Here is a 24,022-nt window from a genome sequence, read left to right on the forward strand (position 1 = left end):
AGCGTAGCCCTACTACGCAACCTTCGGTTAGCTATGAAGGGCCATGATAGGAGCCATTCGAAGCTAAACTGCGTATCAAACTTCGTAAGGCGGAGTATGGCAATCCAGAATTCGTGCGCTCAATCTGAGCGCGACATAATAGTTATCTGGCTCTTACATCGAATCCACTTCAAACTATTTGTTCAGCTACTTTTTCTCTCTGTTGAATAGAAGTCGCCGCATCAGTTTCTTCGGGGCTTATAATTCGTTCAATTGTTTGATTAATAGTCGTTACCGCTTCTCGTGGATTATAGGATTTAATAAGCGTTGCAATGGTCAAAGGATGTATTTTTTCTTGTGCTCCAAGCAAAGCAGCTACGTCTCCGATCTGTATGTTTTCTATATGCGTCACATCAATCAATGTATGATTCATGCAAATTCTTCCCACAATGGGCGCATAGTGTTGCTGTCCATCAGCAGTAGCAATAAGCACTGATCCAATGTTACTTAAATTACGATGATAGCCATGGTAATAACCGACCGGTAAGATGCCAATTTTAGTTTCTTGTGCTGTTGTATAGGTTCTATCGTATCCAACATGCTCATTGGCTGCAATGGTACGAATAAAGCTGATGGTTGTTTTCCATGTAGCAACCGGAATAAAAGAATAATTATTTATTTTTGGGAGCAATCCATATGCAGCGCCGCCGATGCGTACAAAATTACCATGTGCCGCTGGTGTTGAGATCGTTGCAGCAGAATTGGCGATATGGTGTAGTGGAATTTCGACATTTTGTCGTTTTAATTCTTCAAGAAGAGCGTTAAATTCTTGCAATTGTTGTGGTGTAAAATCGCTGGCAGGATTATTGCTTTCTGCAAAATGTGATGATATGCCTCTGATTTTTATATATGGTAGAGCAAGAATGGTATGAATATTTGCAAGGAACTCTGCAGGAGTAAAGCCAAGGCGGGACATCCCAGTATCTATTTTGATATGGATATTAATTGATTTGCTTATTGCTTGTGCATGATCATGGACCATTTTTAGGGTTGCCATATCTTGTATCATCAGATCAATGTTATGATGAATTGCATCAATGGGATTTGTATCTATAAATGAAAGGACAATGATTGGCTTGGTTACTTTTAGCTCTCGTATAAAGACAGCTTCAGAAAGCGATACCGTGCAAAGCCAGTCAACATTTGAATTTTCTTGGCATAATTGAGCAATTGCTGCGGTTCCATGACCATAGGCATTACCTTTTATTACGATGGCAAGATTCACCGTTGCGCCAATTATTTTTCGTAGCAAAGTAATGTTATGATTAAACGCAGATTTGCTTAATTCTATCCATGATATATGTTTTTTTTCCATGTTTAAAATCTGGTATAATGTTATTATTTATAATTATATCATTATTGATTGAAAATTTTATTTATAATGAAAACTATCAATCTTGTATTATTTGATTAAAAGTAAGTGTATGTGAAAACGGATAAGGAGTATAGAGATGTCAAAAAAGATTTGGTTGTGTGCGTTAGCAGGAAGCGTCGTTGTAGGTTCAGTAGGGGTTGCAGTCTATGTAATGCATAAAAAACCTGCCATTAATATTGCTGAAAATAAACGGTTTATCGAAAAAGAGTTGTACAGAGGCATCAAAGGAGGCGGCCCGCTACAGGAGCATGAACGAGCTTTAATTGAAAAAAATTACACAAAAAAGACATCCATTTACGGCGAAATTCTATACGATTCAGCGCAAGCTTTACTGCAAGATCCAGAGCTTGCATTTGGTCCAGAGGATATATTTTATGATCTTGGATCAGGTGTTGGTAAGATGGCGGTCCAGGTATATTTAAATACGCCGGTTAAAAAAGTAGTGGGAATAGAGTTATCGCCAACGCGTCATGCTAAAGCAGAAAAGGTGATGCAGCGATGTACGCAGAGCAATATAATGCAAAAAGGTCGAGCGCTTGCATTGTGCCACGGCGATATGTTGGAGCTTGATATAGATGACGCAACGATCATTTATATGTGTTCCACTTGTTATCCCCCAGAATTATTAGAGCAATTGGTGCTTAAATTTTCTAAGCTGCAACCGGGTGCGCGTATTATTTCATTAAAAGAGTTACCGAATTATGCACAACATGGAATGGAATTTGTAAAAGAGGTGCGATTGCCGATGACGTGGTCGCGGGAAGATGGTTCACCAGTGTATATATACCGGCGCACGAATACGGGTGTTGCTCCAGCTTGATTGTGTTACTTTTTATTTTTTACAAAAGAAGAAAGACTTTATGGGTAGTTCCTTATTCTATAAAGTCTTTCTTCTTTCGCCCTTGTATTCTGCATAGTACTCACCAGCAATTTGTTGCTGACGCAAAACTTTGATAAAGTTATACCCATTATCAACTTATTCTTTATCTTTTTTATATGAGGTTATGAGATGTCACAAGCGCTTAATGATTTTTTTACCGTCGTTGCCACAGATAAAACGTTACAAGAGCGGCTATTTGTCACAAAAGAAGTCAGTGACGTTGCTACTATTGCAAATGAAATGGGCTTTAGCGTTACAGGGGCTGATGTTCTTCGTGCGCAGGTTGGGCGAGTGTTAACTTTACCCTCTGAAGAATTAGAAAATTTAGTGGCAGGTAATAAATCAAAAAAAGGTGCGCAATGGGGTCGTGCTGGCAAAGGATGGTTGGACAATGCAGGCTTTTGGATACTTGAGCTAATACAGTGGGGCTGTACCGTTCAATCTTTTGAGCCATCGTTAGATCTCTTTGTTGGTAAGGCAAAAGAAGATAAAGAACTACAGCAAAAGCTTCTTGCTGCCAAAACCTATGAAAGCGTTGCTAACATAGCACATGAATATGGCTATGAGGTTGCAAGCATTGATCTGCTTAAACATATGGCTATACAAATCATGAAGCTTAATGATGAAAAAGCAGAAACAGTGGCTTCTGGTGGCGCACATTAAGAGCTTATTCGAAAATTAGTTGGTGGATTAATGTATTGCAAAATATTGCAATGGTTGGAGATTGTAAGAAGCTGTTGACTCCCGATCGTCTTCGCGAGCGTATGCGTGGCGATCCAGGCAATTGTGCGCTCAGTTTGAGCGCTACAAAATAGGTCATTCTTAATTGTATTCATCTAAATATTTCTTTATTAATCTGGATCGCCACGCACGCCAATGGCGGCTCGCGACGACGACCGTGGGGTTCTTGTTCTGGTTAGCTTTCAAATATGGCGTAAAAATAATATAGATTTTTTTAGTTGAATTCAGTTCATATCTCTTTTCCAGGTTTACCGTTAATTTTTCTGCCAATTTTTTGAGAAGTCAAACTAGATCAGATCTTTTGCTATTTGTGGAAGCCCTTACATAGATAGAAACTTACTACTTTTGCTCTTCTTCTCTTGCCGCTGTTTGTGATACAACGGTAAGGCATTCTTGTAAATCTTGATTGAGAGCATCAAGATCTATAGCTGGTATTTCTTCTGCTGTTGGAAAAAGAGGTTTAAAAAATTGTATAATTTTTTTGCGTCCGGGGTGAAGTGCGCTTTGTTCCTGGGCAATTTCTAATAAATTTTTACCATCAAAGGCTCGTATGGCTGTAATATCAATACCACATTCTTCATAATGTGGTATAAGGGTTTTCACGTCGTTAATAGTTCCGCGTCCTGCTGCGTTACATAGCGCGTTCCATCTTAAAAATGCGTCTTGTGCATTGAGAAACAGTTTTTTTTCTTCCGGACTTTTTATGCCGCGGAGTATCTTAAACGCCTCAGGCCAGTGTTGTCCACGTGGTTTATTTTTAATGCTTGGGTGGCTGCAGGTTAAACGGTAAAAATAAATCACCTGTTGTTGCAACTCATTTGATAATTTTGCAGGTACCAATTTTTGCATTATTTCATGCGCTTCGCGCTCGGCCTCGTTAGTTACCTTGTTTAGTTCAAGTCGGTTTTGTAAACGGTTTAGTCTTTTTTCTTTTCTGGGGTCGGCTGAAAATAAAAAACTGGCATTGCATGTTAATAAGGTGATGAGTATATGCGTTATAAAAGTATATTTCATGATAGATGTATTTTTTTAAATATTATTATTTTGGTTTTTATTATTTTTTGTTTGGCTTACAAAGATGGATAGACAATGCACGCATCTGTGCGGTCAGTGGTATTTCTATCGAAGACACCGGTTTTTTTGAAGATTCATTTTTTCTGTATCGTACTAAAAAAGCAGGATATACCATTGTTGGATGAGAGTCGAATAAAACAGTAGGAATAAAAATTTTTTTTGGATGTAGTAGTTTTATATTTTTTGCTCTTTGTGGTGCCATGGTATTAGGAGGTAAGAATAATTGATACGTGTATAATTCTGGTTGCATAATTGTATAGGCCGAAAAATCGAGAACAACGGTTGCGCTTTGTGGCATGGTCGCTTTTATATATTGTGGTGCAATAACAAATATGAATGATAAGAGAGCGTGTGTAAAAAAAGTCATAAATTCCTTTAGGGGTAATGTTTCTGACAGAAAGAAAGTATATATATCAGCAATAAATAACGCTATACTTTATTATCTATAACAATTTGAGAAGTGTAATTATTATTTAAGATCAGATAAGAGGGCATAGCATGAAATATACAAAGTTAATTTTGGCAGTACTGCTTGTTGCAGGACATCTTCACGCGATGGATAAGCAACAAAAAAAAACAGATACTCGATCATCCATGACGCTGCGACTGTTAGAATTATTTTTTCAAAATCCTGCGGATGATTCTGTAAGGAGGCATATAGAAACAACTCTAATTGTGTCCGTTGCTTCTTCCATCTCAGAACATGAAACTTTTGAGACATGGTATGATGAAGTGGAGACTCTGCTGTTGAATAAGCAACATGAGCTTAAAATACAAGCAGACAAGACGCAACAAACAAAAGATCGTTGGCATTTAAATGGAGCTGGACTGATGTTGAAGTCTGTTCAAGATCTTAAAAAAAGCTGGTATAGACCTCGCAAAGAACAAAGGGTTCATCCTTCTTTTGATGCAGAAAAGCTTCAGAGAAAGCTGAATTATCTTGCAGCCAGTATTGCAAGCAAAGCTGAAGAAGCTGAGAAAAAAGAAGCTAATGACGAAGGGTGTGTAATAGGTATGGGAAACACATCGCCATTACAAAAAGAAACGCAGAGTCTATTGCAGCTAACAGGAAATACTGGATCAGCAGAAAGCAGAAACAAAAATACGGTTGCGCAAGACGCTTTAGGGGATGGGGCTGGTCAACGTGAGACGCAAAAAGTTGAAAGTGATGATGCGCCCTTACGCAGATTCTTAGCAATGCAGCAAGCAACTGCGGATTATGGTGAGCAATCGAGCGAATCTAAGAAAACGGGTTCAAAAGAGTCGGGCGTTGATACCACTACGTCAGAAGAAAGCGTACAGCGGGTTAAAGGATCTCAACAAAATGAGCATAATGGCGGGGAACCAGCAGATGAAGAGCAGGAGAATCCTGCAGTTAGACATTTGTTATTGTATTATAATGGCCAATTAAAAAATGCGGGTTCTCTTTCAAATATTTTACACACAACATATGAAAACTTGCCCAAATCGAATGTTGCATTGAGTGCTGCAGGTATAGGAGTGTTGCAGTATGTAAGGCAAAGACCTGCAATCAGCAGAATCCCATTAGCACGTCGAGTGGCGACAGGAATGCAATACATGTTGGGTATACAGGGAGCGGTTCAATTAGGCAGGGCTGCGCGCCAGACGTATACTCAAGTGCAATTAACAAAGGCTGGTGTGCGGCAGCAACTAGCAACATTACAAGCGCAAAACTCTGTTCAGAGATAAACCGTGCAAATAAAAATAACCGCATGAAAGAGGGGAGCGTATTGCTCCCCATATTTTTTATATACTTCCTGCACCGGTCGGTAAATTTTGCATGATCGCTTCTTGGTTATTGATCGCTCTTCCGGCCTCAAATGCATCGTCGATTATTTTATTCGCCTCATTAATAAATTGTATGAGCTCATTGCCTGATACATTTGTTTGTTCAAGTTTTTTAATTTGTTCTTCGATTATTTCTTTTTGTGCGTCGGGGAAGTAGGGCATTTGAGTGGCAAGATTTTGTTTTTCTCGTGCAGCTTCAAGGGCCGAAACACCCAATGTATTGGCTGTAGTTTTTTGGCCATCCTGAAAGCGTTGTTCCGCCTGCCGTGTAATGTTCTCAATACGATTTATGGCATCATCTTTCTCTAGATCAACGCGTTGAAGATCATCAAGGTAGCCTTGTAAAGCATTGGTATGTGTTTGTGGGAAAAAGGGTGTGGCGGCTGCTTGGTCGATCAAGCCAGAATCCGCGCGTCCAACTGGACGCGACATCTTTTTCTTCAACGTAAATTTCGTTCACACGGCCTAGGTCTGCAGAGCAATGCCCACGAAAATAACCCATACGATTTCTATAATCAACTTTCGAAGCATAACTATTGAAGCCTGGATTGCCACGCAGGCTCGCAACGACGGGGAGCAATATCTTTTGCTCCTATTGTTAGGCTTTTGTAGATATGAAAAAAAACATTTTTAGATTGAACCCACGTAAAAATAAAGAGTTTTAAGGGGGAAAAGGGGTAGCAGAGGAGCAAAGAGGCGGATATAAAAAAGGGAGCGGTTGCTCCCCAAATGATTGTAAGTAGAAAAAACTGGTCAGGTTTTAATCACCCTTGTTGGTTCTGTCTTGCGGCAAGTTCTGCCCTTAATCTATCACGTACTGTTGTCGGCTTAACTGGGCGTTTTACATAATATCCTGTACCGTGGATATGTATTTTTTTTCCGGCTAGGATACGGTCTGTCTGCTTTCCAGAAAGCGCAGGTCCTTGGCCAGCAGGGAGCCCCTGTGGGTTTGCTGAAAACAGTATCGTTGGTTTAATAAGTAAAACCATGAATATTATCATCAGTTTTTTCATAAGTATATCCTCAATTGGTAGGTTTTCATTGTTTATTGTTTTTTCATCCATTCAATCATCGTTGTTTTCAAAATAGGGTCATAGCTGCCACCACCACCTTGGATCATCGATTTACTACCACCGCCACGTAGTCCATGCGCTTCTTTTAGCCACGAGCCAAATTTTTGCATATCAACAGCATCAGCAAGCTTTGCAGATAGCGATGCAATGAAGGATGACGTTGCGGCATTTGCAGAAATCAAAAAGTAAAAACCTGGTTGTGCAGTAGTGAGTTGTCCAGCAATTTCTCTGAGCTCTTCAGCGCTTACATCATTAAGGTGTAAAAACAAGAACGGAATATCATTGATGGTTTCACTACTTTGTAACCACACAGGGAGCTGCGTTTTAAGGTTTTGTTTCCTCAGTTGTTTGATGTTGCTTTCCAGTGATTTAATATGCTCTTGTTGCTTTTCTACAGCATCGAGCACGTGTTCTCGCTTAATTTTAAATTCTTGGCTTAATGTTTTTACCGTTGAAAAGCTTTGTTGGAATAATTCAAGCGCTTTGGGACCAGTTACTGCAAAAATACGGCGATGTCCTGCCGATAGTGCGGTAACATCGGTAATTTTAAATGCACCAATAACACCCGTAGCTGGTACGTGCGTTCCTCCGCATAGTTCCACTGAATAATCATCAATGCCAACGATGCGTACTTGTTCTGGATTGTATTTATCGCCAAAGAAGGCAAGAGCGCCTCGCTTGGTTGCTTCTTTCATCGTGTTATATTCGATAGTTACTGGAATATTTTCCATGATTTTTTCGTTTACACGATTTTCGACTTGTTCGATTTGTTCTGGGCTGAGATTTTCGTGATAGGTAAAGTCGAATCGTAAATAATCAGGATGTACTAGAGAACCGGATTGCTTTATCTGTTTTCCTAAAATTTCGATTAACGCCGATTGAAGCATGTGCGTTGCAGTATGATTTTTCATTGCCGTTACGCGAAGCTGCTTGTTGACGATTGAAGTTACTGGCATACCAACAGTAAGTGCTGTCGGTGTTTGTATCTGTACTGCTATTGCCTTGCCAATAAATTTTACGTGGAGCAGTTCGGCTTGCAGATTATTGAATTTTAACCAACCATTATCAGGTACTTGTCCACCACCAACAATAAAGAATGGAGATTGTTCAGCGATCACCCAGCATGTTTCTCCTGCTGGCACTTCTATCACCGATTCGTTGTTGTGGACTAATCCAATAATAGTTGATTCTGTCTCTAGTTCTTGGTAACCCGTGAACTGACTGCTGATAGGAGTATCAAATTCGATATGGTCAAGTTCATCAGTTGTTTTTTTACCAGACTGTTCCTTTTGTTTTTGCATTTGCACTTCAAACGCATCAGTGTCTACGGTAAAATCGTGCTCCCGGGCCATTACATGAATCAGCTCAATCGGAAATCCAAACGTGTCATACAGTTTAAAGGTCTGCTCACCATTGATAATTTTTGTGTCTTGGTTTTGAATAAAGTATTGTTCTAAAATCGCTCTTCCGCGGGTTAAGTTAGCAGAGAACTTTTCTATTTCACTACTCAGAAGCTTATAGATATGAGTAGCATTTGCTTTAAGTTCAGGATAAATGTCGCGCATGTCTTCAACAACCACGAGCGATAATTCTGGGAAGATATTTTTATCGGAAAGTTTTTGAGCAAATAAAGCGGCACGGCGAATAATTTTGCGTAGTACATAGCCACGTCCTTCATTTGAAGGGGCGCATCCATCAGCAATCAAGAATGATGAGGAGCGAATATGATCAGCAAGAACATGAAAAGCGGCTTTTGTCTGAGCAGTTTGCTTTTCGTATATAACGCCGGTTAATTCTTCTATTTTTTTCAAGATGTTAGCAAATAAATCGGTTTCAAACACCGAGTCTTTGTCTTGCATCACTGAGCAGATACGTTCAAGGCCCATACCGGTATCAACCCCTGTTTGTGTAAGTGGTTTGTCGGTACCGTTTGGTTGACGTTCAAATTGCATGAAGACAACGTTCCACACTTCCAAAAAACGATCGCAATCACATGCTGGACTGCATTGTTGCTCGCATCCAAAGCCTGGTCCACGATCGACATGGATTTCAGTGCACGGGCCGCAAGGGCCAGTGTCTCCCATTTGCCAGAAGTTTTCTTCTGCTCCTAGTTTGTGAATTTTTTCTGTTGGTACACCCATCATGTTGTTCCAAATATCGTACGATTCTTGATCATGTAGATATACAGAGACGTGAAGGTTATCAACCGGGAGGCCCAATTCTTTTGTTAAAAAATCCCACGCAAACTGAATAGCCTCTATTTTAAAGTAGTCTCCAAATGAAAAATTCCCCATCATCTCAAAGAAAGTAAGGTGTCGCTTGGTAAAGCCTACGTTATCAAGATCATTATGTTTTCCACCTGCTCGTACACATTTTTGTATGCTTACTGCGCGAGAGTAACTTCGTTTTTCAAGGCCTAAAAAAAGATCTTTAAACTGATTCATGCCTGCGTTGGCGAATAACAAAGTAGGGTCTTGGGCAGGAATTAATGATGAGCTGGCTACTTTTTCATGACCATTTTTCACAAAAAAATCAAAAAAACGACGGCGAATTTCAGTTGAATTCATAGGGAGATTCCTGTTTTTTACTCTTTAAAAGAGAATATATGTATTTTCGTTTCTCATAATAATCCTATTTATGCGTGTAGGCAATTGTTGGGTATTGCCATCATCTTTATCAGGATTATTTATAGAAATAATCTTTTTATTGAAGTTTTCAGTTTGAATATGATACCTTATATTATAAATAAGAAGTATGCCTGATTGGGGCTATTGATATGGAATCGTTAAATCATTAGGAAGGAGTTTTAATATGAAAAAAATATTGTTATTAGCGCCTGTTTTATCGGTGGCTATGCTATTTGTGGGTAAGAACTTTGCAGCACAGGCAACAGCCGGAGATACAACTATGACGCAAACTGCCGTAGTGCCACAAAGTGTGCCAATGCAGCAGCCGGCTATGCAGCCAACGACCGGTACGCCGGCACAAGATTTGCCAAAGGGTCCTGTTGTGACTCCTGAAGTGGCAGCGAGTGACATGCAGAATTACGGTGAAGTGCGGAAGTATAAAACTGCTTTGCCTGAGATGCCGACGGCTCCAGCGATGCCAGCAGCTCCACAGCCCATGGCAATGCCAACTGGAGCGCCAGAAGTAACGGCAATGCCAAATCCAGCACCAGTCGTAGCAGGAGAACCAATGGATGTTTCAGCTCAAGTGGTTAGCAGTTCAGAAATGTCAGCAATGCCTGCGCCAGAAGTTTCAACAATGGAAGCGACAACAACCGCAGTAACACCTTCTATGCCAACAGGCGAAGTTACTACAATGGAAGTACCGCAAGCAGAAATTCCAACATTAACAGAGTCACAATGTAAATTAAGATATCAAAGTTATTCTCCAGCGCCGACAGAAGAACCAGGGATAAGCATGCCAGAGTCTGTAACTACAACAGAATTAGTAACAGAGACAATGCCGGAAATGAATACGCAAGCGACAACAGAAACGATTTCAACAGGAACAGGAGAAGAATCAACGGCAATAGAAGGGTCTGTATCCACAGAACCAGCTTCTGAGTCAGCAATGCGAGAAGAATCTATGCCAGAAGAATCTATGTCAGAAGTGAGTATGTCGTCAGAGATGCCTACTGATGCATCACCAACAGAAGAAATGAATTTCGAAAATTTTGACTGGTCTTCATTTGAAAATGAACAGGAAGACTCAACTCCGGTAGGAGCAGTTTAAATGCAAAAACGTATGAGTATGTATTAGAAAATATTTCGTGGGGTTTTGACATGGCGCGATATTGTAAAGTGTTGCGCCATTTTGCTTGATATATAACGAATTGAGGCAAGGGTTTATTATGAAGAATCTTTTATACAGTATAGCTATTGGATTTCTTATCTCTACAACCGGCAGTCATTGTGCAGCTGCAATGGATATCAAAAAAAGAACAGGGGCTGAAAGTATTCATTATGGCGATGAAAAAAATTTAGATGATAACGTTTTGGAAATGGCAATTCATGATATCTGGAAGGGATACTTTTTTTTATTGCGATCAATAGATCAGAGCGTAATAACACAATATGGTACACGAGAAGCGGTTATGCAAGAACTGTTAAAGCAGGCTGTTGATCAATCACGTTTTATGCCAGAGCTGTCTGATAAACGTGAAATTATTGAACAGGTATTAGGATCATTTGCAGTATATGGAGATCAAGCGAGTAAGCAAGATTTTACGTTGTTTCGTGCTGCTGATGATGTAACAAAACAGAAAAAATATTTTGAATATTTTGAAGAGTATTTTTCGGAGATCGGTCAGAAGATTAAAGATTTTTCTGATAATTGCACGCAAGATTCATTGGTAGTGTTAGAAGAGGATTTACAGAGGATTGCATCACGAATACGCGTGCCTAAAGCAATAGCAATTGATTGGAACTATTTTCAAGAAAAATTAAATACTCTTATTTCGCAAGATTTTGCTATGGGCATGAGCGAAGCAACAGATGTTAAGAATCAGGTTTGTATGCGTGCAGAGTTTATAGCAGACTATTTTATGGCGCTTGCTCATAGATTTAACGATGAGCAGGTGGCAATAGAAATAGTGAATGCACGCTCATTAGGAGAATTTTTATTTTCTAATGTACCGGATTCAGATCTTAATTGGTGTTCATGTTCAGCGGCGCCATTTGCAAAACGTATAGCGTTGGCAGTTCATATGATTAAAGATACGGTAAAACGGCATCCAGATAAAAATAAACGGATAGTGTACAGTTCATTAGCGGCAGGACAGCTGCTTATGGATTTTTTGGTGATATCGGGGTTACAGCATCAAGGCTTTAATAATATTGATATTAATGTAATTGATTTGGACATTAAAGACCAAGTTGCTATTACGGCTCTGTTGGATGATCTTGAAGGCAAACGTAATCGTTTGAAAGAAGGTGCAGCTGATGTGACGCAAGAGCGTATTGTGCAACAGATAGAAGATAAACAAGATGTTGCGCATGATGTTTTACAAAATGCTGTCGCGCAATCGATTTTTGAAAAGGCTATAGGCGCAAATTATAGTTGGTCAAAAGAGACCGTGCAGAATAAGCTGGCACATATAAATCGAGGTATTCATGTCACTATCTGGGACAATGCACAAGAGTATGTAGATTTTGTACAAAAAAACCCTCAATATCAGATAGATATTTTGATGTTGGTGGATGCCGGAGGGGTGCATAAAGTTTCAAGTTATTTGAAAGCTGAGGGGGTTGCGCTGATTGAGACGCAACGTGCTCTGGATGTACAAACACAAGAAATGGATCTTAAAGAGCTGGATGATATAACAGTAGTCAGAAGTTCATCAAAATACAAGGTTGCATGGGGTAATGAAGGTCTTTTTGCACAAAACAATGTTATGTATATTCCGTTACTTACCTGTGGCTCTGCACAGATGTATACCAATATGGCTACAGAAAGTGGTGGTGTACGTCTGTATCAATCAATTATAAAAAATTACAGTGATGCACCGATTACGCGAGCAGTAGGACAAGAAATAGCGCGTAGATTTCGTCGTCATGGATATGATGTTGTATGGCTTTCAGATCCCTATATAGCATATGAAAATATTGTTTGCGCAGCTGTAAAACGTGATGCGTTGATATACACCATGGATGTAGTAAATCGAGATGAATTTGCGGTGCGGACGCAACGATTTACGCGTGATCACTATTTGAAAAAGGAAGAGTTTATTGAGCCAGATATGTATAGGGAATTGATAGAGAAGTTTGGATATCGTCAGAGTGGCACACCAAGAGATAAAAGTATTGGAGGTTTGTTATGAAGAAATATGGATTATATAGTGCCATTGTGTATGGAATGATGTTATTTGTTATGGGATTCTGTTTTGCAGCAAAATAGATGCCACAATGCAAGCAGTGTAATGTTATAAAGTCATTGCGGTAAATGCAGGCAGTAGTTGCAAATATATTTTTTTCAAATCCACAGATATTGCGCGTGTGTCGCAGATAGCGGATAAAAATCCGGTGTCCCCTGACCAGCGGGGAATAATATGTTGATGCAGATGTGTGGGCACACTGCCACCAGCAAACTTTCCGATATTAAACCCAATATTAAACCCTTCAGGGTTAAGTATATTTTTAAGAACGGCAAGGCTTGCATTTGATATTTCCATTAACTCAATACGAGTCTCTTTTGATAATTTGCTCAGGTCCGCTTCATGTTCCAATGGCAGGACCAGTATGTGCCCTGCATTATAGGGGTATAAATTGAGTAATATGTAGGTATGTTCAAATCGTTTTAAAATAAAATTTTTTTCGTTGTTATTATCTTGAAGTTGCACACAAAAAGGGCACGAAGGTGTTGAATTGTTTTGTGTTTTTGTATAGCCATCTCGCCATGGTGCATATAATCGTTTCATTTTCAATACCCTTAAGAATTGTTTTTTTAAGAAGTGTAAAGTGTGCCAGAATAATTAGCAATACTGTTTTGATTTATAAATAAAAAAAGTAGCAGAGTTAATAATTTTCTTTTTTTATCTGTGCAAGCATGGGTGACATGTGTCTTTGGATATAATTTTTTATTACCAAAGCATTCACATTGTAACAACTGGTTTGTTTTGTTGCCTTTTGTGTTTCAATTAATGCTTACAATGGAATAGGTTCTGTATTATAATGATTTCAAATTCATGTCATATTGTGTAATTTTAATTATTTTTATAGGATTTTACAGTGTTAAATCGAAGTGCGGCAAGTTTTCTGTTATTGTATTTTGTTGTTTTTTGTTCTGACGTAAAAGGTATGTCAGGCCCTGAAGTATCATCACGACACTTGCGGCGACAACCGCACGGTGGCAATCTCGTTCATTTTTTTAATCACGCGATGGCTTCTGATGAGATTCCACCAGCACCTCCAATTGGAGAACATCAAATAGGGCGCCCACGCTCTCGTGTTATCGTTTCTCGAGATGAGTTTGCTGCTGCGTCGCTTGCATTTGCTATTGCGGCGCGTGCACTTGAAAGATCAGTATTTTCTGATGCATCTTCATCGTCTGAAACTTTATCACCGGTAGCGCAATCACCATTTGCTCGGGCTCGTTCTGAACGTGCGATGTCGATAACGTCAATGCCGTCTCCCGATTTGTCACCAATACATAGAGAACCTTCTGTTTCTCCAACTACCTACTCTGACATCTCATCACCGGGTTTATCTTCTGGATTATCAGGCCAAGACTTCCAGGATGATAGTATGTATATGATTCCTCAGAGGGCGCCGGTGATGCAACCGCGTTCTCGCGTTGTAGTTTCTCAAGATGAATTTACTGCGCGTGTAGATCTAGAGGAACGAGATGCGTTGCGCTCATTCTTATTGCTTTTTAATTCTCCGCAGATGGTGGCTGAACTTTTAGGGGGTCATGGCGAGCGCAGACGTCCATCATCTGGTTTATCTGACCAAAACTTCCAGGATGATAGTATGCTAGTAAGTCCTCCTGCTGCCACTCCGAGCATTGCATCTACAACAAGAACGCCATGTCCAACACCGCTTACTATGGCTTTTGATGATGAAATTGATGAGGACGCTAAATGTGAGATGGTTGAGAAACCGATGCTGCCGAATATGTTGTCAAAAGATCAATTGCCCGTTGATAGTAAGCGTGCATCGCAAGAGTATCTTGCTGCAGTAAAAGCGCATCGTGTTGCATTGAAGAAGGCTAAACGCAAGGTGTACCAATATAGATATTTTACTTTTTCTGACCATCATCAAACAGAATCAGAAAGACGTGCTCTAAATAGGAGAAAGACAAAAAATCCTAACGTCACCGCAATGTTAGAGGAAGAACAGCGACAACAGTGTGAAGAAGAAATGTTGCGAGCGCAGCAGTTTCCTGTTTCTAGCAGCAGTGCATTCAGCAAGGTACCGCAAGAAGCAGAACCTTCTGTAGCTGAATTAGAGAAAAAAGAGCAGCGACTAATCGCGGAACAAACTGTGGTTCAAAAGAAAATAAAACGGTTAAAGCAACGAGAAGCGCAAAAAAAAGAACAAGGATCACCGCAACAACAGCAAGATGCAGAGGAGCAACCTCAAGCGCAAGAGAATGCAGATCAATGTAAAAAATTAGCTCGAAAACGCGTAGGAGCATCTAGGCGTCTGGCGGGTCTAAAACCGTTTGGAGATTGGCCAAAGAATAAAGGTTTTAAGAAAGATAAGCAGCATCGAATTCGTTAGTATAACGTATCCAAACATCATATTTTGTTATAGCTGATTTTTTCTATAATGTCTGGCATGGGAAATGTATGAAAATAACCAATGCCACGTTTGTAATGACAATATAATAAGCAATGGTTCTACGGGTAATCGTAATCGAGCATATCCAAATCCTCCGGTCATGAATAAAATCCCTCCAATGAGAGGGATTGTTTTTATCCAAAGTTCTTGAGCATTTTTTAGATCAAACGATACCTTTTTTTTCTGCAAGAACGAGTGAGTGATAACAATCAATAATCCTATTATGAGTCCTATCCAGATAAGCACGGCATAACAAAGCTCAATCCATGCAACAATACGCATCCATGGTGGCATTGGTTGCGCATATAAACATGCAGCAGTCTTTGTAAAAAGAAATTCTTCTATTGGGTCGCGTTGAAATCGGTTTGCTGCAATAGCGGCAAGTTGGTAGCTATACAGATCGAATGTTGTTTTTAAAACTTCTTTTATCCAATGGTACGCAGCTGAAAAAGGATGCGCAATAATTATTGGCCATGCAATGCTATTGCATATACGTTCTTTAACGATGACATGGCGTGAATCGATTGATGTCTTTTCTTCTTGTTCTACCGCCAAAACTGCTTGTTCATGAGTAGACTTAATGCAGTGTGCAAGTGGTGTTCCATGGAGATCGCGTAAAATTTTTGGTGCAATGAACGCATTCAAATAAGGGCCCGAGAGTGGGCAGAAAAAGAGCTGACCGGTGAGATTATAATTGCGGATATACCAGCCGCTGATAGCAATAAAAAAAATCGAAAGGAATAAGATAGCATTTTTGATTTTTTGTCTCCAGATCGTCTGGCCTATGCACAGTAAAAGTGCGCTGCTTATTATTGCAACGAATTCGCCCATTGGGCGTAGCCAAGTCATGCATCCTAACGTAATGGCAGCAAAAACAATATAGAGCGACCAATTATTTGAAGGAGAAAAGCTTCTATAAAAAAAGAGCAAAAATAGATAAAAGAGAAGCATAGCAAGTCCCTCGGTCAGCAAAAAACAACTTGCTAAGATCATGCCGGGATGAAGCACCGCAATCCATGCAGCGATAACACTAATTTTTTGTGATTGCGTAAGAACATAGGCAAGTAAAAAAATAATGAAGGGAATAAACGAGCATAAGAAAAGTTGCAACCAAAGAGCCGCTTTTTGAGCGTGATCGTTTTTATTAAAAGCAGTGCTGCGTATGCCATATAATGTGTAAAAACTTGCAAGATATGCTGGATATCCAGGTGTGCGCCAGAAAATGGGTTCTTTTGTGTCAACACGGTGCATGCCGGTGCCCAACGATATGCCCAATGCGCAGATATGATAATCCATGCTATCAGGTTGTCGGTAACGTTCTTGATGTTGTATAAAAAACTGAAATGTTCCTGCGCGAACTAAAAAAGCAATAATGAAAATAAGTAATTTATTATCGGCCACCCACTCTGCCTCCACCTCCGCCACTGCCAGAAAAGCCCCCGCCTCCACCAGAAGAGCCTCTGCCACCAAAACTTGATTTTGATCCCGGCGGGTTTATCGATGCGGAAATTGCAGAGTTAAATGAGCTACTGAATGTGGATACAAATGCTTGTGTATTAAAATGATCGAGAGATCTGTTATAGCACCAGATTGGTCTATATGGAGTGCATTCTTGTTCTAGTTTTGTAAATAATGGTGCAAATTGTTTTGACCATGCTTTTTCAACGCCAAACGCAATTGCATAGGGAAGATACTGTTCATATAGTTCTGGCGTTTTAGTCGGTGGCGTGCCAATTATTTTTATCCGTTCCCCTTCGGTAGTTTCTAAAAACATCTTAAATCCCAGAAGTTCGGCATTCGTTTTTCTACCCGCAGGGGAGTAGAGCGTTGCCGCTTTATGTAAAAAGTGAAAAAGAACAAATACTATACATAGTATGAGCGGCAGAGCATACGGGAGGAGCATATGAAATTGCATGAATAATGGCACGGATATGCCGATTGCAGCAGCGATACCAGTGTGTATAACAAAAGATGCATCATAGCTAAATAAAGCACTGAAGCGTTGCTTAAAGGTATCTTCCAATTTGCTAATACTAGCTTGAACGATGCTGTTTTGTGTTTTTACATGCAAACGATTTTTTTTAGGAAATAGTGAGCAGAGGAGCTTGTGTTGATGGTTGTTGGAAGTGTCTGTATTTTTAATAAGCATGTAACTGTCAGTTGCAGTATATTCAATGGTTAAAAGTCCATGCACTGCCAGGTCGACAATTTCAGCAGAAAAGCCTTTTGCGTCTAAATTTTTCTTCATGATATATCGTGCAGCACCAGCAGAGATGTTATCCGGTGGGTAAAACAAAGGGATTATCACTTCTTGTTGTTGTAGTCGACGAATTTTTAACCATTGACGTATTGCGAAAAAGCAGAGCAGTACCCATCCGATCAGCGCCCATAATAAAAAGAGATTATCCGCAAAAAAATACCACCAGAGCGTTTGCCAGGTGGGAGCATCGATAAGCCCTTTTGGCCATACTGCAACAATAGTGCATCCTTGTGATGGACCCAATGGTGTGGTGATGGTAAATAGTGCAGAATGTGTTTCTTTTTCTACACTGAAATATTTTTCTTTTGATCCCATTTGGCCAGTAAAACCATCAGTTTCTACATCATTGAGAGAAATATTTGGGGGGAAATTGATGCGAGCACTTGCGTGAGCAACGGGGAGATCAGAATTGTGACCAATTAAATTCCAAGCAAGTTCATCATAGTCTTGGTAGAAACCGATTTGTCTATTTACGTTATAACTGATGGTGTAAGTATGTTGACCTTTTTTTATGAATGTCTCATCGCCACAGTCGATAATGATACCGTTGTATTTGTTGTTTAGCGCGTAGGCAATCGGTTGCCCCTCTTTATACACACTTTTGAGTGTAAAAGTGATGATGACGTTGTTGCCAAATAGATCCTTGTAGCGGGTTGGAAACTCTCGGGTAATCCCTCGTTTAATCTGGTTACCAGTGCTCCATACCGAGATGGTTTCCACTACATCAATAGTTGCGTTCGGATTAATAGTGATATCAGCATGAAATGATAAAATCTGCTCGTGTTGGCCGTAACTGTACACAGAGCAGAATGATATTAAAAAAATAAATAAATGTTTGATGCTCATGTTGCTGTTAAAACTGTATTTTTACGTTTTGTCGTTCTTCTGAATTATCGAGCTCAAAATATGGTTTTTTATGCATTCCTGTCATACCTGCAATCAGTGATGCGGGGAATACAATAATAGCACCGTTATAGTTGCGAATGGTGCCATTGTAATAGCGGCGCGATAGTTGTATTTCATGTTCAATCGCACCAAGATCTTTTTGTAGGGCAAGAAAATTGGTGTTAGCATGGAGCTGTGGATAGTTTTCTGTAACCGCAAAGAGCGTTTTAAGAGCGCCAGCGAGTTGTCCTTCTGCTGCAACTTTACCTTCTGGTCCGGTAGCATTCATTGATTGTGCACGGAATTTAGTAATGTTTTCCAATACCGATTGTTCGTGGATGCTGTATTGTTTGACTACTGCAACCAAATTGGGGATTAAATCGTAACGACGCTTCAGCTGTATGTCGATGCTACTCCACGCTTCTTCGGTTAATACATAAAGCCGTGCGAGTCCGTTGTAGGTAGATATTGCCCAAAGGCCAATAATAGCTATAATTCCTGCGATAACAAGTAAGAGAATGGTGGTATCCATAGAGTAGTTCCTTTTAAATTAAATATTATGTAATCGTAGCATGATCAATGGTGAGGTCAATGTGTTATTGATTATAGTTGTGCGGGTTTGATGTCATAAAACAGTCCTACTTCTGTTGGTACCGTTTTTTTGGTCCATTGTGAAAGAAACATATCTAAACTGTTCATTTTTGCAACGTGCGTATAAAGATCTGCTTTTCTATACAATGTAGTATGTATGGTATTGGAGTAATCATTGTGCGCGTCAGAATCAGTGAATTGCCATGCATAGATATTGTCATATAAAAAGAAATAGTTTGTATCAGTAGATGATGCTTTTGTTTTATTGAAAAAGAATCCATATGCTGCAGTGCGTTCTAATGCGTGTACACAGTTGGGAATGTTAATTGATGTTGTAATGATATCATTATCGGTAGTCAGTAGTAAATAGTGAGCAGGGGCATCAAAAACGGGTTGTAAAAATGCAGCAAGACGGCTGTTGTTATTGTTCGTATCTATGTAATAGAGATTAGCAAATGCTTGTTGTACCTGTTGATATTCTGGAGTAGAAAAATCTGTTGTTTGTGATACCGCATATATATTTCCGACACCGGTAATTGAGTTGTGTATATTTTGTATAGTTTGATGCAGTTGTTCCGGTGATTCTGACGAAAAAACAATGACATCTGCAGTCGCATCATGCAAAGAATCAAGATAATCTGTTTGTTCGTTTGCTAGAGGAGTATATTTCTCTTTTTTACGGGTATATTTTGCAAGATCGAGTTGTAATTGTGCATTTTCGTGACCTGTTTTTTCAACGTTTATAACATTTGCTCTATTATACCGATAAAGAACTTCCGGTATGAATGCAAATCGTCCACCAGACTTTTCAAGCATACCAAACATGCCAATCTGATCACCAGCTGACGGAACAAATTGCCCTTGATACAAAAAATCTTTGAGTTTTACTTGTTTAAACAACCACGCGTAAAACGTACGAAGGTGTGTAGTAACCCAATGGTATTCGCGATAACGATTTGTGGCAATAACTTGTTGTGGTATTGCACGACATATACCAATGGTGTTAGCAGGATATCGTTGATATTGCCCATACGTAAGCCAAACATTTTCGTCAGCGTAATATTGGTTAATTGTTTTTAATACACGAGAATGTGAGAGCCAGTCATCGCCATCAACGATGATAACAATTTCATGGTTTTTGCATGCAGTAATTGCACGGTATATGTTTGCATGCGCCCCTCGTCGTTCGTGCCCTTTTATGAGGGTGACGCGATGTCCTTCTGGGTGATTATCAATGTATTCTTGTACCAATTGCGCGGTGCCATCAGGAGAGTAATCATCTATATAAATAACGCGATATGCATCATATTCTTGAGAGAGGACAGAATCAAGATTTTTTATATACCAATCTTTATTATTGTATGATGCGATTACGATCACCATATCTTTCTCTTGCAACGTTTCTTGTGGCGTATTGGCGTTAATATGAGGAGCAAAAATTAAGAAAAATAGGCTGAGTAATGGTATATATGTTTTCATGGGCACTTCCTTTTTATCGACTGAACTTTAGGTAGAAGTTACTATGATTTTAAGACTGTTGTCTATCAGCAAAGTTGTGGTTGAGTTCTGTTTTAATTTTCATAGTTTCTTGCCAACTATAGGCGATATGTTATGTTTATCCCGCAGGCAGAGAACATTTTGTTTAGGGAGTACATCAATGGAATTGTCCGATATTCCATCAGGTCTTAATGTAATAAAAAAGAGTACAGTAGCTTTTGTTGCGCAGGATTATCATGTCAGTAGGTGGGGAGATAATTTGTGAGACAAGTATTTTTACAAAAAGGTTCCGTGGTTCTTCAGCAAGTCAGTAGACCAGCTCTTGATGACTATTCAGTATTAGTTGCGGTGCACTATTCATTTATTAGTACCGATGCAGAGCTTGCTGCTATTGTAAACAGCGCTCAGCGTTTATCTGTTACCAATGTACCTCAAAAAATTAAAAAATTATTAGAATCGCTGGTTATTAAGAATATAGAAGAGCCAAAATTGAATATCGGCGACTTTCAGTCGTTAGGATATTCCTGTTCAGGAGAGGTTATTGCTGTTGGTAAAAAAGTTACACGAATACGAGCAGGAGATCTTGTTGCATGTGCAGGAGTGGATTACGCATATCATGCAGATGTTGTCTGTGTTCCAGAGAACTTAGTAGTTCGTGTGCGCGGTAAACAGCATTTAATTTCTGCAAGCGTTACTGCAATAGGTTCTATTGCATTACAAGGAATACGCAGAGCTCAATTGCAGTTGGGTGAATATGTTTGCGTGGCCGGCTTGGGGCTTTTAGGACAGATTACCGTGCAACTTGCAAAACAGTCAGGATGTATTGTGATTGGCGTTGATCATTCTGATGAGCGATTAGCGCTTGCGCAAAAGTTAGGTGCAGATGTTGTACTGCATGCAGGACGGGATGATGTGCAAAAAGAGATAGCATTTTACACAAATCTTCAGGGTGTTGATGTCACGATGATTACTGCTGCATCGCATACTGATAATACAGATAGCGTTATGCAACAAGCGCTTACTATAACACGTAAAAAAGGGCGTCTTGTATTAGTAGGCGATGTGCGCCTTACCTTTGAACGCAATTTACTCTGTAGTAAAGAAATTGATTTTTTGGTATCTCATGCATCTGGCCCGGGAAGTTCTGACCCCGAATATGAACAGAAGGGGCAAGATTATCCTTATAGCTATGTGCGGTGGACAGAAAATAGAAACATGCAGGCGTTTGTGGACTTTATTGAACGAAAACAAGTTGACGTTCAATCATTGATTAATGCACAAATAGGTATAGAAGATGCGGTGCAAGCCTATGAACTTTTGGCAAAAAAAGAGTGCCTTGGTGTTGTACTATGTTATGGGGCTGAGGATGGTGACAAAGTAAAAATTCAGCCAGCGGTTAGAGAAAGAGTGCAGCAGAGCCCAATACGATTTGTACCAGCAGTACAAGATACTATTCGTGTTGGACTTGTTGGTGCTAGTAAGCTTGCGCAGGTACGGCTTATGCCAATTATTGCAAAAATAAAACGGGTAAGCATTGACGTTGTTGTGGATAAAAATGTTGCTATGTCATTGTATGTTGCCCAGAAATATGGCGCAGCAAAAACGTTGGTAGAAGATGTGCATTTATTCAATGATGACCTTGTTGATGTTGTAGTTATTGCATCATCGCATAAGTTTCATTGCGATCAAGCATTACATGCTCTTAAAAATGGTAAAGCCGTTTTTCTTGAAAAACCAATGGTGACTGATTTTGACCAATTAGATCGATTTATGGCATTTATAGAAAAGCATCCACAAATCCCATTTTGCGTTGATTATAGTCGATCGTTTTCTCCATTTATACAAAAAATAAAACGAACAATTCAAAATAGAAAAACACCGTTGGCGATTCAGTATCGTATGAATGTGAAAGAGCGGTGGGCGCAAACAGATTTAGGAGCAGGACGTATTATTGGTGAAGCATGTCATATCTTTGATCTGTTTTATTATTTGGTAGGAGCAAAACCGGTAGCAATTTCTGTAGAAGTATTGCACGCAGGTAATACCAGTTTGTTTCCAACAGATAATTTTAGTGCGCAGATTAGCTTTGCTGATGGATCCATTTGCTCATTATTGTATACCGTTCTTGGACATAAAGATTTGGGCAAAGAGCGAATGGAACTGTTCTTTGATTCTAAATCAATTGTGATGGATGATTATGATTATTTAACAGGATTTGGTTTACCGAAATCGTTTGATGAACTGCTTGAAGAGCCAGATAAAGGGTATGCAACATTACTAAATCAGTTTTTTAAACAGGTTAAAGAAGAATTTTTTGTTCCGCCTATTAGTGTTGATAGATTACGTACCGTTGCGCAGATAACTTTAATTATTGATCGGCTTGCGTGTGAAGGCGGTGGGACACAAGCATTATAATCTGTCACATGCAGTGATGAAGGTGATAAATGATGGATAAACAATGAATCAAGCACGTGTACTGTATTGCGTCATTTTAGCAGGAGGCGACGGAGAACGGCTGTGGCCCTTGAGTCGTCAAAAAAAACCAAAACAGCTCCTTACGATTGATGGCTGTTTGACGTTACTCGAAAAAACAGTTGAGCGTATTGCACATATTTCTTTTGAAAAAAAAGTGATTGTTAGTACCACGCAGCAACATGCAGAGGTTATTGAGGAACATATTGGCCATCTGGTTGACGCGGTATGGGTTGAACCGGAATCTCGTAATACAGCTCCTGCAGTGCTATTCAGTTGTTTGAAAATAAAACAGCAGGAGCCACATGCAATCGTTATGTTTTTTCCAGCAGATTCATTTATATTCGAATCAGATATTCCCTTATTCACCCTTTCTTTAGAACATGCCATACATTATGCAGCGCAATATGATGTACTTACCATTTTTGGTGTGCCTCCTATACATCCTGCTATTGAATACGGATATATAACGTATAAAAAACAAGGTATAGCTCCCTACATAGTATCTGAATTTATTGAAAAACCTTCTCTTGCGGTTGCACAAAACTATTATGCGCAAGAGGATGTGTTATGGAATATTGGCATATTATGCGCATCAGTTGCTGTGATTGAACAAGAGTTCATAAGGCATGCGTCTGATGTTATCAGTTGTATGCAGCACTATTTTGAAAATAACCACGATCTCTATAGGTATAAACAGCTTCCCTATATTTCTATTGATCGAGCAATACTTGAAAAAAGTCATAGTGTTGCTGTTTTACCACTTTCTATTAATTGGTATGATGTGGGTAACATTGAAACGTTTTTATTGTTACAGCAAAAACAGCAGGAAAATGCGCAGGTTATTACCATTAACGCAGATAATAATTTGGTAAGCAGTTCTGGAAAACGAGTGGTTTTGATTGGCGTAGATGATTTATGTGTAGTTAATACTGATGATGTACTGTTTATTACCAAACGAGGACAATCAGAAAAAGTTAAAATGTTGGTACATCAGCTTAAGCAAGAAAATCAGCAAGAATATTTGTAAGTAGGTGGTGT

19 protein-coding genes are annotated in these 24,022 nt (G+C 39.5%); 8 read left to right on the forward strand and 11 right to left on the reverse strand.

What is annotated here, in order from left to right:
• Positions 1-169: 169 nt before the first annotated feature.
• Positions 170-1,354 carry an alanine racemase gene (gene alr / locus VGT41_00345; GenBank protein HEV2600720.1) on the reverse strand — a complete coding sequence of 395 codons (1,185 nt, stop codon included), beginning with the start codon at positions 1,352-1,354 and terminating at the stop codon, positions 170-172.
• 136 nt (positions 1,355-1,490) lie between these two features.
• Between alr and VGT41_00350 the strand changes: the two genes are divergently transcribed.
• Positions 1,491-2,234, forward strand: coding sequence for a hypothetical protein (locus VGT41_00350; GenBank protein ID HEV2600721.1), 744 nt, complete (start codon positions 1,491-1,493; stop codon positions 2,232-2,234).
• 189 nt (positions 2,235-2,423) lie between these two features.
• The gene (locus VGT41_00355; protein HEV2600722.1) at positions 2,424-2,957 is read left to right on the forward strand and encodes a Nif11-like leader peptide family RiPP precursor; all 534 of its coding nucleotides are present in this window, start codon (positions 2,424-2,426) and stop codon (positions 2,955-2,957) included.
• 417 nt (positions 2,958-3,374) lie between these two features.
• Here the strand turns inward: VGT41_00355 and VGT41_00360 are convergent, their stop codons facing one another.
• Entirely contained in the window at positions 3,375-4,049 is a 675-nt protein-coding gene (locus VGT41_00360; protein ID HEV2600723.1) for a hypothetical protein, read from the reverse strand.
• A 40-nt stretch (positions 4,050-4,089) separates the two neighbouring features.
• Positions 4,090-4,476, reverse strand: coding sequence for a hypothetical protein (locus tag VGT41_00365; GenBank protein HEV2600724.1), 387 nt, complete (start codon positions 4,474-4,476; stop codon positions 4,090-4,092).
• 131 nt (positions 4,477-4,607) lie between these two features.
• On the opposite strand from VGT41_00365, the gene VGT41_00370 reads away from it, so the two are divergent.
• The gene (locus VGT41_00370; GenBank protein ID HEV2600725.1) at positions 4,608-5,819 is read left to right on the forward strand and encodes a hypothetical protein; all 1,212 of its coding nucleotides are present in this window, start codon (positions 4,608-4,610) and stop codon (positions 5,817-5,819) included.
• A 57-nt stretch (positions 5,820-5,876) separates the two neighbouring features.
• Here the strand turns inward: VGT41_00370 and VGT41_00375 are convergent, their stop codons facing one another.
• The 3 genes from VGT41_00375 to alaS all read right to left on the reverse strand — a co-directional run bounded on the left by VGT41_00375 (position 5,877) and on the right by alaS (position 9,558).
• On the reverse strand, positions 5,877-6,350 hold the full coding sequence (locus VGT41_00375) for a hypothetical protein (GenBank protein ID HEV2600726.1): 474 nt from the start codon (positions 6,348-6,350) through the stop codon (positions 5,877-5,879).
• A 332-nt stretch (positions 6,351-6,682) separates the two neighbouring features.
• A complete protein-coding gene (locus VGT41_00380; protein HEV2600727.1) occupies positions 6,683-6,931 on the reverse strand; it encodes a hypothetical protein in 249 nt (82 codons plus the stop codon).
• Positions 6,932-6,963: 32 nt separating this feature from the next.
• Positions 6,964-9,558 (reverse strand): alanine--tRNA ligase, encoded by a 2,595-nt coding sequence (gene alaS / locus VGT41_00385; GenBank protein HEV2600728.1) that lies wholly within the window; start codon positions 9,556-9,558, stop codon positions 6,964-6,966.
• A 244-nt stretch (positions 9,559-9,802) separates the two neighbouring features.
• On the opposite strand from alaS, the gene VGT41_00390 reads away from it, so the two are divergent.
• Positions 9,803-10,729 carry a hypothetical protein gene (locus VGT41_00390; GenBank protein ID HEV2600729.1) on the forward strand — a complete coding sequence of 309 codons (927 nt, stop codon included), beginning with the start codon at positions 9,803-9,805 and terminating at the stop codon, positions 10,727-10,729.
• Positions 10,730-10,847: 118 nt separating this feature from the next.
• Positions 10,848-12,815 (forward strand): hypothetical protein, encoded by a 1,968-nt coding sequence (locus VGT41_00395; GenBank protein HEV2600730.1) that lies wholly within the window; start codon positions 10,848-10,850, stop codon positions 12,813-12,815.
• Positions 12,816-12,917: 102 nt separating this feature from the next.
• On the opposite strand, the gene VGT41_00400 is transcribed toward VGT41_00395, so the two are convergent.
• Positions 12,918-13,412 (reverse strand): HIT domain-containing protein, encoded by a 495-nt coding sequence (locus VGT41_00400; GenBank protein ID HEV2600731.1) that lies wholly within the window; start codon positions 13,410-13,412, stop codon positions 12,918-12,920.
• Positions 13,413-13,722: 310 nt separating this feature from the next.
• Here VGT41_00400 and VGT41_00405 point away from each other — a divergent pair, with 310 nt between their 5' ends.
• The gene (locus tag VGT41_00405; GenBank protein HEV2600732.1) at positions 13,723-15,216 is read left to right on the forward strand and encodes a hypothetical protein; all 1,494 of its coding nucleotides are present in this window, start codon (positions 13,723-13,725) and stop codon (positions 15,214-15,216) included.
• 27 nt (positions 15,217-15,243) lie between these two features.
• Here VGT41_00405 and VGT41_00410 read toward each other — a convergent pair whose 3' ends face one another.
• From VGT41_00410 to VGT41_00425, 4 genes are all read right to left on the reverse strand, one after another.
• Positions 15,244-16,677, reverse strand: a complete 1,434-nt coding sequence (locus VGT41_00410; protein HEV2600733.1) for a hypothetical protein — start codon at positions 16,675-16,677, stop codon at positions 15,244-15,246.
• Positions 16,667-18,382: a DUF2207 domain-containing protein gene (locus VGT41_00415; GenBank protein HEV2600734.1), complete on the reverse strand. Its 1,716-nt coding sequence runs from the start codon at positions 18,380-18,382 to the stop codon at positions 16,667-16,669. The genes VGT41_00410 and VGT41_00415 overlap by 11 nt, the downstream gene beginning before the upstream one ends.
• 7 nt (positions 18,383-18,389) lie before the next feature.
• Positions 18,390-18,953: a LemA family protein gene (locus VGT41_00420; protein HEV2600735.1), complete on the reverse strand. Its 564-nt coding sequence runs from the start codon at positions 18,951-18,953 to the stop codon at positions 18,390-18,392.
• Between the two features lie 71 nt (positions 18,954-19,024).
• Complete coding sequence (locus tag VGT41_00425) at positions 19,025-20,491, reverse strand: glycosyltransferase family 2 protein (protein ID HEV2600736.1); 1,467 nt, start codon at positions 20,489-20,491, stop codon at positions 19,025-19,027.
• Positions 20,492-20,770: 279 nt separating this feature from the next.
• On the opposite strand from VGT41_00425, the gene VGT41_00430 reads away from it, so the two are divergent.
• Positions 20,771-22,924: a bi-domain-containing oxidoreductase gene (locus tag VGT41_00430; GenBank protein ID HEV2600737.1), complete on the forward strand. Its 2,154-nt coding sequence runs from the start codon at positions 20,771-20,773 to the stop codon at positions 22,922-22,924.
• 43 nt (positions 22,925-22,967) lie between these two features.
• The gene (locus VGT41_00435) at positions 22,968-24,011 is read left to right on the forward strand and encodes a sugar phosphate nucleotidyltransferase (GenBank protein HEV2600738.1); all 1,044 of its coding nucleotides are present in this window, start codon (positions 22,968-22,970) and stop codon (positions 24,009-24,011) included.
• Positions 24,012-24,022 lie beyond the last annotated feature (11 nt).

Source organism: Candidatus Babeliales bacterium (genome assembly GCA_035944115.1).
Taxonomy (GTDB): domain Bacteria; phylum Babelota; class Babeliae; order Babelales; family Vermiphilaceae; genus DASZBJ01.